Here is a 14,810-nt window from a genome sequence, read left to right on the forward strand (position 1 = left end):
TGCAGGTATTCTCGATGAGCGACACGAAATTCAATCTCGGCATTCAGGATGTAGCGGTCTACATACCTTCCACAAGGATTGATAACTTGGCACAGGGAAGCCAGTACGAGACGGATAGTGATTTTGTCCTGGAGAAAATTGGTGTTCGTGAGCTTCCGAGGTTGGGTGAAGATGAAACGGTCACCATGGCCTGCAAACAGGCTTTTGCAAGGCTGTTAGAGAAAACCGCTCTCGATCCCAATGAGATTGAATGCATCGTCGTTTGTACGCAAACCCCTGATATGGGAGGTATTCCTCACACCTCTGCACTTGTCCATGCCGCCATCAGCGCCCCAGAGGCCAGTGCCTGTTTCGATATAGGTCTGGGATGCTCCGGCTACGTTTATTGCCTGCAGGTGGTGACATCCTTCATGCAGATGCATGGTATGCGGAAGGGGTTGCTCTTCACTTGCGACCCTTACTCAAGAATTCTTGATGCGAACGATAAGAATACTAGCCTCCTGTTTGGCGACGCAGCGACGGTTACCCTGATCAGCGATGCGCCTAAGTTCGTTTCGAAAAGTGTGAAGTTTGCCACTCGAGGAAGTGCTGCCGAGGCACTGACGAAAAAAAGTGGAAATCTTTACATGAACGGCCGCGCCGTATTCAACTTTGCACTGACTGATGTGCCAAAGCAGATTTCCGAGCTGATCGATGCTTCCGGCATGAGTAAGGAGCAGATTGACCTGTTTCTGCTGCATCAGGGCAGCAAGTTCATGTTGGAGAACACGATTAAAAGAATAGATGGGATTGCTGATCGCGCACCGGTGGATCTGGAATTGACCGGCAACACCGTGTCGTCTTCGATCCCGGTTTTGCTTGAAAAGCACCTGGGCAAGGACGGTTTGAATACTATCCTCATGTCAGGATTTGGCGTGGGGCTTTCATGGGCCTCTGCAATTTATACAAAACCCGAATAAATCTAGGAGAACAGTATGAGCGTTGACTATGGGCGAGTGGTCATCGAGGTTCTGGAAAAGAACGTCGCGGGTCTTAAAGTGGAAACTAATATGATGGACCACACGCTTGGTGAACTAGGGGTTGACTCCCTGGATGTCATGCTTGTCATGATGGATATCCAGGAGAAGACAGGTGTGGTGATTTCCGATGAAAAAGTCGATGAGCTGAACACTCCAAGCAAGATAGTGGCTTTTTTGGAGTCCAACTGATCTTGCGGGTGGCATGATATATTGCGGATTATACCTGCTAATACGATATCAAGATCTGGATGCATTTGAATTTGAGGCGAAAGAATATGGCGTATATTCATTTGCCTCTTTCTTTTAAGGGGGCGGAAAAACTGTCTTCGTATTTTTGGTGTAAAGCTCTTATATGTCTTCGTTAAGTAAAAATATAGTATTCAATTATGTTGGTCAGTTTTACGTAGCCTTCGTAGGTGTTCTTGTTCTGCCTTTTTATCTGAGATTTCTTGGCGCCGAGGCCTATGGGCTGATCGGTTTTTTTACTCTATTGCAGTCATGTATGCAGTTGCTCGACATGGGCATGACACCGGCTCTTTCCCGTGAGGTGGCGAATGCACGCGGTATTGAGGGCTCCGCCCAGCAATTGAAGACGCTCTTGCGCAGCCTTGAAGTCGTTTTCCTGAGCATTGCATTCGCGACAGGTATTGGCATCTTTCTCGGGCGTCACTGGCTTTCGCAAGAGTGGCTGACCATCCAGGAGCTGGATGTTCAACTTGTAAGCGACTGCATCGGGCTAATGGGTGTGATGCTCGCTTTCAGGTGCTTTTCCTGCCTGTATCGTGGCGGTATCGAAGGTTTCGAACAGATGGTTTGGCTCAATCAGTACAACATCCTGTTTAACACTCTTCGTTTTCCCGGTGCGTTGGGGGTGATCTGGCTCGCCGACGGAAGTGTATTGGCGTTTTTCATCTATCAAGTGATCGTGTCGCTCGTCGAAGTGCTTGCGATCCGGGTAAAGCTCTACAAACTTGTCCCGGGATCGGAAGGAGTGGCTGTCAAGTTCTCTGCAGCGGAGATCAAAAGAATTCTGCCCTTTGCTGCAGGTCTGGCATATACCGGCGGGATCTGGGTGTTGGTTACTCAGTTGGATAAATTACTGCTTTCTAAATATCTTTCGCTTAAGGATTATGGTTATTTCAGCCTGGTTGCCACCCTTTCCGCTGCGATACTCTTGCTGTCTGGTCCAGTAAGCAGAGCCATCTTGCCGCGCATGACTATCTTGTTGTCTCAGAACAAGGAGCAAGAGATGATTGCGCTGTATCGCACCGCCACGCGTTTTGTTGTGTGCATCGTTGCACCAGTAACCCTGGTGATGTCCTTTTTTTCCTACGAGATCATTTATATTTGGACCGGTGATTCGGATGCTGCGCGCTGGATAGAGCCCGTATGGCCTTTGTTTGCGCTGGGTAACGGTTTGTTGGCGATTGGTGCATTTCAATACTATCTGCAGTATGCCCATGGAAAGCTTGGGCTGCATATCAAATACAACACCGTTTCGGCTGCAGTGTCGATACCTCTAATCGTATATGCAGCCATGAATTACGGTGCCATTGGCGTGGGTTATGTTTGGCTAGGTTTTCGCGCTTTATCGCTGCTTTTGTGGACGCCCTACGTTCATAAGGTATTTGCTCCTGGTATTAACAGGAAATGGTTTTTTAAAGATGTGCTGCCCGCTTTAATTGCAGCCACTGCCGGCGCGGCACTTTCATTTTTCCTGGCGCGAGATTTATTTTCAGAGAGTCGGGTTTTGGGATCTACCTTGATCGCGGTATCGACAGCGGTCTCCTTTGGTTGTGCAGTGCTTATCGCATTCTTCGGAAAAATTAAAGGCATGCTTCGTGAAAGATTTTAATGTTGATGACTTCAGAGGAGCTCCTCTTCCTGCCGAGGGAGAGATTATGGCTAGTTGGGAAGGCACCAATCCACTGGTAAGCGTTGTATGCACAACCTACAATCATAAGAACTATATTGAGGATGCTATTCGAGGCTTCCTGATTCAGAAAACTGACTTTCCGTTTGAGGTCATTATTCATGATGATGCTTCGACAGACGGGACAGATTTGATTGTCAGGAAGTATGTCGAAGAATACCCGACATTAATCAGGCTGATATCTCAGACTGAAAATCAGTACTCCAAGGGCAAAAGGGTGATACCACTGGCTGCAAAGCATGCCGTAGGGGAGTATTTGGCCTTGTGCGAGGGAGATGACTTCTGGGTCAGCCCGGAGAAGCTAAGTAAGCAGATCTCCAGCATGAAGGCTAATTCTCAATGCAAAATAAGCTTTCATCGCGCGCTAATGGGAGGAGGGCAGCTGTCCGGTCGACCGATTTCGTCGAGTAAGTTGGATTGGCTTACCTACCCAAGCAAAACCTTTGTGTTCCCAGCGAAAAATGTGATTTTAGGCGATGGCGTCTTTATGCCTACTCCTTCGATCATTGTTCGAAAGGAATGCCTTGATAGCCTCCCTGAATGGTTTGACGAGACTCCCGTTGGTGACTATTTCATTCAAGTGCTTTCATCCATGCCAGCGGGAGCTCTATATCTTCCGGATGCTATGTGCTTTTATCGAACGCAGTCCAGTGGCTCTTGGACAAAGACGATGAAGAGCAACCCTACAATGCGGTTAAAATTCTTTGACTCCTATATGAGTGCCATGAGGAAGTTGGGTTCGGCTATTGATAAGCGTTATGTGGATAAGATCGAAAAGATGATTTTCATCAGATTCTGCCACTTGCTGTTGGATCTCAATATTCCTGTCGAGGATGTAAGGGCTAGAGCTGAATTGGTTGGGAAAGAGTGTGCGGGGAATGGGCAGCGGAGTTTTGCTTTCCTGCTTTCATTCAGCATTGCTGCACGTGTTGGTGCTCTTGCCCGAATCGTTATCTTTCGCGCCACGCGTGCTTTATCTTCAAGGCTGATGTTCTTGTCAGAAAGGAATGATGCTTAAAAGGCTGGCTATGAACGATGCAACCGACCTGAATGGTGTTGGGGGTGGAGGGTGGCGCCGCCCACTTGATCCATTCGCTTTTTTCTATTTGTTTGTGTTCATACAGGTCTCCTTGGTCGCAGTCTGGGTCGGGCTGAGGCCGCCGAATATTGGAACCGACACCGCAAACTATCTGTCCTTTTACAATGATGTTCTTTCCTGTCAGTGCATGCCGGGTGAGTTCGAGGTTGGCTTCGAGGTTGTTGCTTACTTATTTGCGCTATTTGATTCGGGTTCTGCGGCGTTTCTTTGTTCACTATCTCTTTTGAACTTCATTCTTGTGTTGTGGGTTTCGAGTAAAGCGGCCAGGTACTATTCGAGTGGGCGGGACTCCAGGAAGTTCATTTTGGTTGTTATGGCTGCTTTCCTGGTCTCTCCATTTTTCCTGAACTCTCAGATTAATATAATTAGGCAAGGGCTGAGTGCTCTTTTTCTGTTTCATGCAGTTTTCGATATGCGCAATGGTCGTACCCTGAGAGCATTGGTCTGGAGCTTGTTGTCATTATCTTTTCATTTTACAGCTGCGCTATCTTTGTTGTCGCTTTTCCTTTTGCTCTTGGGGCGGAGGGTGGTCCTGGTCTCAACGGTTCTGATGTTTCTTGCTTATGCTTCTGGTGGTACTGAGGCTTTCGTCATTTATTTTTCGAATGTGAGTGGGTTGGACATATATAGTCGTATTTCTGGGTACGCAGCAGGAGCAGAATACAAGGCTGGTGTGCGGTTGGATTTCGCGGCTTTCTCAATAGCGATCCCTGTCCTGGCTAAACTTGCTGGTCATTTTCAGCGCTCGTACTCGGAATATATAGATTGGGCTGTCGGCGTCTATTTGAGTATCTTGATGCCCTTCTGGTTTTTTGGTTGGGCCAACTATTCAGATAGGTTCGCTTTCACGGCCTGGCTCTTTGCTTCGATTGTCCTGTCGATTGGGTTGATGCCGCTCGTCAGAAAGCTGAGCTTAGGAGTTGTGATAGTCCCATCGCTGCTCTCATTTTTTGTTTTTTGGGGTTACTTGATCAGTAAGTAGCTCTTTAAGCGGAAGGGCAGGCTCCTCGGTGGAGTCGAGATGTGACGCGGTCATCTGGTCCTGAGTTTGTGTGTGTAAATATTCTGTAATGGAGCTTGCGATGATCATCGCGATTACCGGCGGGACTGGGTTTATTGGTGAAAGGCTGGTTAGACGCCATCTGGAACTAGGCGATACTGTTCGTGTCCTTTCACGCAAGCCTGTCCAGTCCAGAGCAAGTATCAAGGAAGAGGTAACCACATTTTGCGGTGATTTGGCTGATGACGATTGTGATCTGACTGAGTTCGTTAGCGGAGTTGATATCCTTTACCACTGTGCAGGCGAGGTGAGGAATCCGACCCTCATGCACGCACTTCACATTGACGGAACAAGCCGCCTGATTGCGGCTGCCGCTGGAAATATAGGCCGCTGGGTACAATTAAGCAGTGTTGGTGCCTACGGGCCTGTAGCTGACGGCATCGTGACGGAGGAGACTCTGCCTGCGCCAGTAGGGCCTTACGAGGTGTCCAAGACGGTTTCAGATGAGTTGGTGATGAAGGCTTCCGTTAATGGGGACTTTTGCTGCTCGATTCTTCGCCCGTCGAACGTCTACGGCCCAACAATGAGGAATCAGTCCTTATTTCAACTCATTACGATGATCAATCGGGGCCTGTTCTTTTATATAGGGAAGCCAGGTTCGTTGGCAAATTATATTCATGTGGATAATGTGGTTGATGCACTCGTGCTGTGTGGACATTCGAAAGTCGATAAGACCCAAGTCTATAATTTGTCGGATTCATGTACTCTTGAGTTTATGGTTGAGCGTGTTAGTGACTTGTTGGGGAGACGCCCGCCGCGAATTCGAGTGCCTGAACTATGTGCACGAGCAGTGGCGGGCTTAATGTCCGGAATGCCGAGGTTTCCGCTTTCCCAGTCACGCATTAATGCCTTGACCGTTCGAGCCAGTTATTCTACCGATCGGATTTCCAAAGAGTTGGGTTACTCCCATAATATTGGCCTTGATGAAGGGTTAAGCCAGATGGTTGCAGCCTGGAGGGGAAATGGAATCTCTGAATAATGTAAGGGTGGCGCGAGTCTCCACCGTTCCTTATTTTGTTGCGACTCAGCTTAAGGGGCAGATTGAACGTCTTGCTGCCAGTGGTGCCCAGACAGTGGTTATCACTTCCCCTGGGGAAGAGTTGTCCAGGATTGACTGGAGTGAAAGGCTGACGTTGGAGTTGATCGAAATACCTCGCTCGCCACACCCGTTGAAAGACTTGCTGGCGCTTTTCCGTCTGTTTATGGCTTTTCGAAGGCAAAAATTCAATATCATCCATTCAACGACGCCAAAAGCTGGATTGTTGTCCGCCATTTCTTCTTTTCTTGCGCGCGTCCCGATACGTCTACACACATTCACAGGACAGCCCTGGGTAGGCTTGTCGGGTCCCTTGGCCTGGTTCGCTCGGAGTTCGGACAAGGTAATCGGTCGCCTAAGCACTCACTGCTACGCGGACAGCGAAAGCCAGTGCGAGTTTCTGGTTTCCACGGGTGTGATAAAGAGAAACAAGATCAGCGTTATCGGGGCTGGTTCACTCGCGGGTGTAAGTCTTTCACGCTTCAATCCTGCGAGATTCTCTCAGACAGACAAGAATGAGTTGCGGGCAGAGCTTGGGATCAGCGAGGGAAGCCGGATCGTTCTCTTCGTGGGGCGCATCTGCAAGGATAAAGGCATATTTGAGTTGCTCGAAGCCTTTAGGCGGGCGCTAGGTGCAGGAGTCAACGCTGAGCTGTTGTTGGTGGGCCCGATTGACCAAGGGCGTGATGATGTTGACTCCTTATCCTTGGCTGATCTCTCTGGTCAGGCAAAGGTTCACCATGTTGGTTACACGGATTGTCCAGAAAAGTACATGGCGATTGCTGACCTCTTGTGCTTGCCCAGTTACCGTGAGGGTTTTGGTACGGTCGTTATCGAAGCGGCCGCAATGGGGGTTCCCACATTGGGCACAGCGATATATGGACTTACAGATGCGATAGTCAATGGGGAAACTGGCGTGCTTGTTCCACCTCGCGACTCAGAGGCCCTCTGCGGTGAAATGATTCGGCTACTAAGTTGTCCCGAGCTTTTGGCCGGTATGGGTAAATCCGCATACTCCCGCTGCTTGAAGTGCTTCGATGCGGAGGTGATTAACGGACAGGTGCTAGAGGAGTATGAGAGATTGATGGGGCGTCAATGAGATCAACACTTATCCTTGTGGTAGGAGTATAGGTTTTTTGCTTGCGTAATAATGGGTTGTTTTCGTGCTTGATGTATTGGTAGTAAGGAGTGCGACCAAGTCTCGACTAGGTGGTTTGGGCTATTCTTTATGGGTATGTCGAGATATTGAGTGTCTTGGGTTAAGCAGGTCTTAACTGCTTGTCCATTTTTCTTTTATTGCTTTATCTGGATTATTATTTCGTAAGGTGACCATTATGCATGCCTTGCTGCTGACTGGGGGAACTGGATTTGTAGGAGGGGCTCTGCTCGATAGGTTGCTGAGTGACTGCCGTTATTCCCCTGTTGTCGCTGTTCGTCGCCAGATTTGTAGTTTTCGATCCGGCTTGAAGACTATGGAGGTGGGGGATATTTCGGGAGTTACTAATTGGCAGAATGCCCTTGCTGGTGTAAAGGTCGTTGTGCATGCCGCTGCGCGAGCTCATGTGCTTTCTGAAGAATCCTCTGACCCTCTTTATGAGTTTCGCCGTGTCAACGTTGAGGGAACATTGAGTCTTGCACGACAAGCAGTGGATTCTGGAGTTGAGCGTTTTATATTCTTAAGTTCAATCGGGGTTAATGGTAATATAACGGCTCGACCTTTTACTGAGGATGATATCCCTGATCCCAAGGAGAGCTATGCGATCTCAAAATATGAGGCGGAGTTGGGATTGCGTGAATTATCGAAAGAAACTGGTATGCAGCTCGTAATAATTAGGCCTCCGCTCGTATATGGCCCCAATGCTCCAGGTAATTTCAATCGTCTGATTCGGGCCGTCGACAGTGGGGTCCCGTTGCCGTTGGGGTGTATTAATAACCAGCGCAGTCTGGTTGCCCTGGATAATCTGGTTGATCTGATCGTGACCTGTATCGATCATCCTGCAGCGGCGAACCAGACCTTCCTGGTCAGCGATGGCGAGGATCTTTCGACTACGGAGTTGTTGCGCCGTATGGCCACTGCCTTGGGTAAGCCCGCGCGCTTGTTGCCGGTTCCGAGTTGGTTGCTGGAGGCGGGGGCTTCGATGTTGGGCAAGAAGGCGCTTTCCCAACGACTGTGTGGCTCGTTGCAGGTCGATATCAGCAAGACAAGAGAGTTGTTGGGGTGGACGCCGCCGCTCAGCGTCGATGCAGCTCTTCGTAAAACGGCAGCGCACTTTCTGGAGCATCGCACGCATTGATGTGGTGTCGCGGGACTTGCCTTTCTATCTGCTTCGGGAAGTAGATCTTTGATGACGATTTGGTGGTTGCTGCCGGCTTTGGCCGGCGTTTCTCTGATCTTGACGGGTGCCTTGCGCCGTTATGCCCTGGCGCGCAGCCTGATGGATATTCCCAATGGTCGCAGTTCGCACTCGGTGCCTACGCCGCGCGGCGGTGGTGTGGCTATTGTGATCAGCTTTCTCGTGGCGTTGCCCTTGCTGGCGTCAATCGGTGTGTTGGCCTGGCCGGTGATGTGGGCACTGCTGGGGGCAGGCGGCTGGATCGCCCTGGTGGGATTTCTCGATGACCATGGGCATATCGCGGCGCGCTGGCGGTTGTTGGCGCATTTCATCGGTGCGGGTTGGGCGCTGGGCTGGTTGGGTGGTTTACCGCCGCTGGTGATCTTCGGCTTCGATCTGGAGTTGGGGTGGCTGGGGTATGCGCTGGCGGCGTTTTATCTGGTCTGGCTGCTGAATCTGTACAACTTCATGGATGGCATCGATGGTATCGCCAGCGTCGAGGCGATCTGCGTGTGCCTGGGCGGTTCTTTGCTTTACCTGTTGTTGGGCGAAAGTGCTGCAGCACTGGCACCCTTGTTCCTGGCGGTCGCCGTGGGGGGCTTCCTGTTCTGGAACTTCCCGCCAGCGCGCATTTTCATGGGGGATGCGGGTAGTGGCTTCCTCGGAATTGCATTGGGCGTGCTTTCTCTTCAAGCGGCTTGGGTTGCACCCCAGTTGCTCTGGAGTTGGTTGATCCTGCTGGGGGTGTTCATCGTCGACGCCACCTGGACGCTGTTCCGCAGACTGCTCCGGGGTGACAAGGTGTACGAGGCGCATCGCAGTCATGCTTATCAGTACGCATCGCGCAAGTTTGGCAAGCATTTGCCAGTGACGCTGGCGGTCGCGGCGCTGAACCTTTTCTGGTTGCTGCCCATTGCGCTCTGGGTCGGGTTAGGCGGCGTGGATGGCGCGCTCGGGTTGTTGGTCGCATACCTGCCTCTGGCGTGTCTGGCGGTGAGGTTCAAGGCTGGGAAGCGAGAGTAGAAGCGTGCCTCGTCCGGCGGGCCCGCCAGTCGAGAGAGGGGATCTCGTTGCCGGATGTTGCGAATGCTAACAGTGAGTAGGATGGAGTGCTTTGGGCGAGGCTCCATCTTGCGTCGAGTCCAGTCATGGTTCGCTGGGTGTCTGGTGCTGAAGATTAACTTCGTCGGGGCAGATTCGCTTTTGGGTTTGTTAGAGACTTCGAGGATGTTCTGGTGTTAAGGACCGCTGATAAGTTGCGCGAGGGGTTATTGCGGCTGCCGCGTCGTTACAAGCGTTTGATGCAAGTGATCACCGATGTGGTGTTAGTTTGGACTGCTTTGTGGCTTGCCTTTCTTGTGCGCCTTGGCACCGACAATCTGATTCATCCTTGGGGGGGGCACCTTTGGTTGTTTGTTGCCGCTCCCGTGATTGCTATCCCGCTGTTCGTTAAGTTTGGTATGTATCGGGCAGTAATGCGCTATTTCGGTAACGATGCGCTGCTCGTTATTGCCAAGGCTGTTACCCTGTCTGCCCTTTTACTTTCTCTGGTCGTGTATTGGTACCGTGATGCGCCGCTAACTGTACCGCGCTCACTGGTGTTCATCTATTGGTGGCTGAGTTTGATCCTGCTCGGCGGGTTACGTCTGGTAATGCGTCAGTATTTTATGGGCGATTGGTTCTCAGCCAGCCAGACCATGCCGTTTATGAACCGTGATGACGGTTTGCCTAAGGTGGCGATCTACGGTGCCGGTGCCGCCGGTAACCAGTTGGTGGGGGCCCTGCGTATGGGGCGCGCAATGCGTCCGGTGGCATTCATTGATGACGATAGCGGTATTGCCGGTCGTGTAATTGCCGGTCTGCGAGTGTTCAAACCCAAGCATATTCAGCAGTTGATCGATGAAACTGGGGCGCAAGAGATATTGCTGGCGATCCCCTCCGCCTCCCGCGGGCGACGGCGCGAGGTGTTGGAGTTTCTTGAACAGTTTCCACTGCACGTGCGCAGCATACCGGGCTTCATGGATCTGGCCAGCGGGAGGGTGCAGGTCGATGACATCCAGGAAGTGGATATCACCGACTTGCTCGGTCGAGATGCAGTTCCGCCGCGACAGGAGTTATTCGAGCGGTGTATTCGTGGTCAGACCGTCATGGTGACCGGCGCGGGAGGTTCGATTGGCTCCGAGTTGTGCCGCCAGATCATGGCGAGTGCGCCCACAACGCTGCTGCTGCTCGAGCACAGTGAGTTCAACCTGTACAGCATTCATGCCGAGCTTGAGCAACGGATCGAGCGTGAGTCCTTGCCGCTAAGGTTGGTGCCGATTCTGGGCTCCATCCGCAATCCGGATCGGCTGCTGGACATTATGCGGACTTGGCAGGTGAACACTGTCTACCATGCTGCGGCATACAAGCATGTGCCAATGGTGGAGCACAACATCGCCGAGGGAGTTCTGAATAATGTCATGGGCACTTTGTACACCGCACAAGCGGCAGTGAGGGCCGGCGTCGAGCACTTCGTGCTGATTTCCACCGACAAGGCGGTGCGACCCACCAATGTGATGGGCAGCACCAAGCGCCTGGCTGAAATGGTTCTGCAGGCACTAAGCCGGGAATCGGGTCCGGTACTGTTTGCAGACAAGGACGCTGTCCATCACGTCAACAAGACACGTTTCACTATGGTGCGTTTCGGCAATGTGCTGGGCTCCTCGGGGTCCGTGATTCCGCGTTTCTATGCGCAAATTCGTCGTGGTGGGCCAGTGACAGTCACGCATCCAAATATCACCCGTTACTTCATGACCATTCCAGAGGCCGCTCAGCTGGTGATTCAAGCCGGCTCAATGGGGCAGGGCGGGGATGTGTTCGTGTTGGATATGGCTGAGCCCGTGAAGATCCTCGATTTGGCGGAAAAGATGATTCATCTTTCTGGTCTCAGTGTGCGTTCGGAGAAGAATCCTCATGGGGATATCGCTATCGAGTTCAGCGGCTTGCGTCCTGGCGAGAAGCTGTACGAGGAACTGCTGATTGGCGATAACGTCAGTCCGACCGATCACCCGATGATCATGCGGGCCAACGAGGAACACCTGTCTTGGGATTCTCTCAAGACAACGCTGGCAGCCTTGCTCGAGGCCGTAGAGCAGGACGATTACACCAGAGTGCGCCAGTTGCTGCGGGAGACGGTCAGCGGTTATGCCCCAGAAGGGGAAATCGTCGACTGGATATATCAGCAGCGTCGGATCGAGACCTGATTGTTGGCAAGTTTGGATAGGGGGAGACTCGATTGGATTCTGCACCCCTCGGAAACGAGGGGCCGAAGCATAAGCGGCATCAGATTCAACGGTGTGAGCGCAATTCCCCCTTCCGCTTGCTCCTTCCAGTCCTGATCAAGAGTTGAACGAACCTCTCGTTTTCAAGTGGGCTGTCTGGCTGCTTGATATTCCGCACAACTTGTGCGCATTTTCATACATGCCGCCATCCCGTGCGGCTGTAGTGCACAAGGACAATGAACATGGTGACGAACGTCCACAGCCCGCTCGCGGAGCGTCTGGCTGGCGTTGAGGAAGTCGAGTGCGTGACCCCGGACCTGAACGGGGTGATGCGGGGCAAGGTGATGACGGGGGAGGGGTTCCTTTCCGGGGGCCGGTTGCAACTGGCGCGGGGTGTGCTCCTGCAATGCATCATGGGCGGCTATCCACCGGCTCGCTTTTATGGTGCCGATGATGGTGACCTGGTCCTGGTGGCCGAACCGGGGCAGGTCTATCGCCTGCCCTGGAGCGAGCGCCCCCGGGCCCTTGCCATCTGCGATGCTCAAGAACTGGACGGCCGGCCCTCAGGCCTGTCGACGCGGGGACTGCTGCGCCACGTGCTGGAGCGGTATGCCGAGCATGGTTGGAAACCCGTGGTGGCCACCGAGCTGGAGTTCTTCGTCCTTGCCCACAACGGGGATCCGCACCGTCCCTTCGAGCCGCCACCTGGGCTCGATGGTCGTCGCGAGGTCGGCTTCTCCGCCTTCAGCGTGTCGTCCAACAATGGCTTGCGCCCCTTCTTCGAGGAGGTCTATCGCGTCATGGCGGCGTTCGGCATGCCGCGGGACACCTTCATGCATGAGATGGGCGTCAGCCAGTTCGAAATCAATTTCCTCCACGGCGATCCGTTGCTGCTGGCGGACCAGACCTTCCTGTTCAAGCATCTGTTGAAGGAAGTTGCGCTGAAGCATGGCGTCCAGGTCGTCTGTATGGCCAAGCCCCTGGCGCATACGCCGGGCAGTTCCATGCATATCCACCAGAGCGTGGTGACGGTGGAGGGCGGCGAGAACATCTTCAGCGATGCGAATGGTGAACCTGCCGCTGCGTTCCGACACTTCATCGGTGGCCAGCAGGCGGCCATGGCGGACTTCACTGCCTTGTTCGCCCCCAACGTGAATTCCTACCAGCGGCTCTGCCATCCTTACGCGTCTCCCAACAATGCCTGCTGGTCCCATGACAACCGGGCAGCGGGGCTGCGTATTCCGGCCAGTTCGCCGGTGGCGCGGCGGGTCGAGAATCGACTCCCCGGCGCCGACGCCAATCCCTATCTGGCCATCGCTGCCAGCCTGGCGGCCGGGCTCCATGGGCTGGAGCGGAGGCTGGAGCCGAGCGAGCCGATCCAGGGCGAATTCGAGGCGCCGGATGAATTGCTCCTGCCCTGTACCTTGCATGCCGCACTCGAGCGTCTGAAACGCAGTGATCTGGCCCGTGAGCTATTCGGCAAGGAGTTCATCGACGGCTACATTGCTACAAAGACGATGGAGCTCAGCAGCTTCTTCGATGAGATCACGCCCTGGGAAAGGCGTATCCTCGCATCCCAGGTCTGATCGATCCGGGGCTGCCATGCCAGGCGGCCCCTTTGCACAAGGAGCCGCCTGGAGCGCGTCGATGCATCGAATCTGGAAGTCCTTTCGCGCACTGTATTTCGCCACCCTGCTCATGCTGATCGGCTCCGGCCTGCTCAGTACCTACCTGGGCCTGCGCCTGGCCGCCGACAATGTCGACGGGCTCTGGGTCGGTGCCCTGATGGCGGCCAACTATTTCGGCCTGATCCTGGGGGGCAAGCTGGGGCACCGGCTGATCGCCCGGGTTGGGCATATCCGCGCCTACGTGGCCTGCGCCGGCGCGGTCACGGCAGCGGTGCTGGGCCATGGACTGACGGACTTCCTGCCCGCCTGGTTGTTCATGCGGATGCTGGTGGGCCTGGGCATGATGTGCCAGTACATGGTGATCGAGAGCTGGCTCACCGAGCAGGCCGACGCCAGCCAGCGGGGGCAGGTTTTCGCCGGTTACATGGTGGCGTCCTACCTCGGCCTGGTGCTGGGCCAGTTGGTGCTGGTGCTGCACCCGGGCCTCGGGCCGGAGCTGCTGATGCTGGTGGCCATGTGCTTCGCCCTGTGCCTGGTTCCTGTCGCCCTGACCCGCAAGCTGCACCCCGCACCCTTGCATCCCGCGCCGTTGGAGCCTCGCTTCTTCATGAAGCGCGTACCCCAGTCCATGACCACGGTGCTGGTGTCGGGGCTGGTGATCGGCTCGTTCTACGGCCTGGCGCCGCTCTATGCGTCCGCCCAGGGCCTGCCCACCGAGAAGGTGGGTCTGTTCATGGGGAGCTGCATCTTCGCCGGCCTCCTGGTGCAGTGGCCGCTGGGCTGGTTGTCGGACCGCCATGACCGCGCCGTGCTGATTCGCACGACCGCCGCCTTGTTGGCATTGTGCGCGCTGCCCCTGGCGGTGCTTCCCGAGGCGCCGCTGGAGGTTCTGTTCCCGGTCGGTTTCCTGGTGTGTCTGCTGCAGTTCAGCCTCTACCCGCTGGCGGTGGCGTTTTCCAACGACCATATCGAACCCGATCGGCGGGTGTCCCTCACGGCGATGCTGCTCATCACCTTCGGGGTTGGCGCGAGCCTGGGGCCGTTGCTCACCGGTGCGCTGATGAAGCAGTTGGGGCCGAACATGCTCTACGCTTTCGTCAGTTTCTGCGCGGCCGTATTGGTGTTGCGCGTGCGTCCGGACAAGGTCACCGGGCTGCACCGCGTGGAGGAGGCGCCCCTGCATCACATCCCGACGCCGGACAACATGACCAGTTCGCCGCTGGTGGCGGCGCTGGACCCTCGTGTGGATGAGAAGGATGTGCATGATCAGATGCAGAACGGCGACGTTCCGCCGCCCGTGGACGAGCCTGCCAGGGACGGGGGCGAACAGCCGCAGCCTGAAAAATAGTGGCCCAATGCCAGAGGCTTTTTGCCCAATGATCGGGCGGAGCGGCTAACCGAGCTCCACGCCCAGGGATCACCCTGGTGCCTCAAGGAGGATC

12 protein-coding genes are annotated in these 14,810 nt (G+C 54.1%); all 12 read left to right on the plus strand.

The features are described 5' to 3' along the window. Positions 1-14 precede the first annotated feature (14 nt). The 12 genes from KF707C_RS08785 to KF707C_RS08840 all read left to right on the plus strand — a co-directional run bounded on the left by KF707C_RS08785 (position 15) and on the right by KF707C_RS08840 (position 14,716). Positions 15-959, plus strand: coding sequence for a ketoacyl-ACP synthase III (locus tag KF707C_RS08785; RefSeq protein WP_036992669.1), 945 nt, complete (start codon positions 15-17; stop codon positions 957-959). Between the two features lie 15 nt (positions 960-974). Next, positions 975-1,208 (plus strand): acyl carrier protein, encoded by a 234-nt coding sequence (locus KF707C_RS08790; protein WP_036992656.1) that lies wholly within the window; start codon positions 975-977, stop codon positions 1,206-1,208. A gap of 163 nt (positions 1,209-1,371) precedes the next feature. Beyond that, positions 1,372-2,874, plus strand: coding sequence for an oligosaccharide flippase family protein (locus KF707C_RS08795; RefSeq protein ID WP_003451295.1), 1,503 nt, complete (start codon positions 1,372-1,374; stop codon positions 2,872-2,874). Then, positions 2,861-3,970, plus strand: coding sequence for a glycosyltransferase family 2 protein (locus tag KF707C_RS08800; RefSeq protein ID WP_131679674.1), 1,110 nt, complete (start codon positions 2,861-2,863; stop codon positions 3,968-3,970). Before KF707C_RS08795 ends, KF707C_RS08800 begins: the two co-directional genes overlap by 14 nt. A gap of 10 nt (positions 3,971-3,980) precedes the next feature. Further along, complete coding sequence (locus tag KF707C_RS08805; protein WP_036992652.1) at positions 3,981-5,033, plus strand: EpsG family protein; 1,053 nt, start codon at positions 3,981-3,983, stop codon at positions 5,031-5,033. Positions 5,034-5,133: 100 nt separating this feature from the next. After that, positions 5,134-6,090, plus strand: coding sequence for an NAD-dependent epimerase/dehydratase family protein (locus tag KF707C_RS08810; protein ID WP_158526751.1), 957 nt, complete (start codon positions 5,134-5,136; stop codon positions 6,088-6,090). Next, positions 6,074-7,246, plus strand: coding sequence for a glycosyltransferase family 4 protein (locus tag KF707C_RS08815; protein ID WP_036992650.1), 1,173 nt, complete (start codon positions 6,074-6,076; stop codon positions 7,244-7,246). The genes KF707C_RS08810 and KF707C_RS08815 overlap by 17 nt, the downstream gene beginning before the upstream one ends. Positions 7,247-7,478: 232 nt before the next feature. After that, the gene (locus tag KF707C_RS08820) at positions 7,479-8,441 is read left to right on the plus strand and encodes a UDP-glucose 4-epimerase family protein (protein WP_085986657.1); all 963 of its coding nucleotides are present in this window, start codon (positions 7,479-7,481) and stop codon (positions 8,439-8,441) included. Between the two features lie 51 nt (positions 8,442-8,492). Beyond that, complete coding sequence (locus tag KF707C_RS08825) at positions 8,493-9,503, plus strand: MraY family glycosyltransferase (protein WP_003451293.1); 1,011 nt, start codon at positions 8,493-8,495, stop codon at positions 9,501-9,503. 278 nt (positions 9,504-9,781) lie between these two features. Then, positions 9,782-11,722, plus strand: coding sequence for a polysaccharide biosynthesis protein (locus tag KF707C_RS08830; protein ID WP_051050723.1), 1,941 nt, complete (start codon positions 9,782-9,784; stop codon positions 11,720-11,722). Between the two features lie 260 nt (positions 11,723-11,982). Then, positions 11,983-13,326 (plus strand): glutamine synthetase family protein, encoded by a 1,344-nt coding sequence (locus KF707C_RS08835; protein ID WP_003451291.1) that lies wholly within the window; start codon positions 11,983-11,985, stop codon positions 13,324-13,326. Between the two features lie 61 nt (positions 13,327-13,387). After that, positions 13,388-14,716 carry an MFS transporter gene (locus KF707C_RS08840; RefSeq protein ID WP_003451290.1) on the plus strand — a complete coding sequence of 443 codons (1,329 nt, stop codon included), beginning with the start codon at positions 13,388-13,390 and terminating at the stop codon, positions 14,714-14,716. Positions 14,717-14,810: the final 94 nt, after the last annotated feature.

The organism is Pseudomonas furukawaii (genome assembly GCF_002355475.1).
GTDB lineage: Bacteria > Pseudomonadota > Gammaproteobacteria > Pseudomonadales > Pseudomonadaceae > Metapseudomonas > Metapseudomonas furukawaii.

Coding starts and splice junctions, on each gene's coding strand:
- KF707C_RS08840 (WP_003451290.1), top strand. CDS start 13,388: ATGCATCGAATCTGGAAGTCCTTTCGCGCACTGTATTTCGCCACCCTG.
- KF707C_RS08825 (WP_003451293.1), top strand. CDS start 8,493: ATGACGATTTGGTGGTTGCTGCCGGCTTTGGCCGGCGTTTCTCTGATC.
- KF707C_RS08810 (WP_158526751.1), top strand. CDS start 5,134: ATGATCATCGCGATTACCGGCGGGACTGGGTTTATTGGTGAAAGGCTG.
- KF707C_RS08785 (WP_036992669.1), top strand. CDS start 15: ATGAGCGACACGAAATTCAATCTCGGCATTCAGGATGTAGCGGTCTAC.
- KF707C_RS08815 (WP_036992650.1), top strand. CDS start 6,074: ATGGAATCTCTGAATAATGTAAGGGTGGCGCGAGTCTCCACCGTTCCT.
- KF707C_RS08835 (WP_003451291.1), top strand. CDS start 11,983: ATGGTGACGAACGTCCACAGCCCGCTCGCGGAGCGTCTGGCTGGCGTT.
- KF707C_RS08830 (WP_051050723.1), top strand. CDS start 9,782: ATGCAAGTGATCACCGATGTGGTGTTAGTTTGGACTGCTTTGTGGCTT.
- KF707C_RS08805 (WP_036992652.1), top strand. CDS start 3,981: ATGAACGATGCAACCGACCTGAATGGTGTTGGGGGTGGAGGGTGGCGC.
- KF707C_RS08790 (WP_036992656.1), top strand. CDS start 975: ATGAGCGTTGACTATGGGCGAGTGGTCATCGAGGTTCTGGAAAAGAAC.
- KF707C_RS08795 (WP_003451295.1), top strand. CDS start 1,372: ATGTCTTCGTTAAGTAAAAATATAGTATTCAATTATGTTGGTCAGTTT.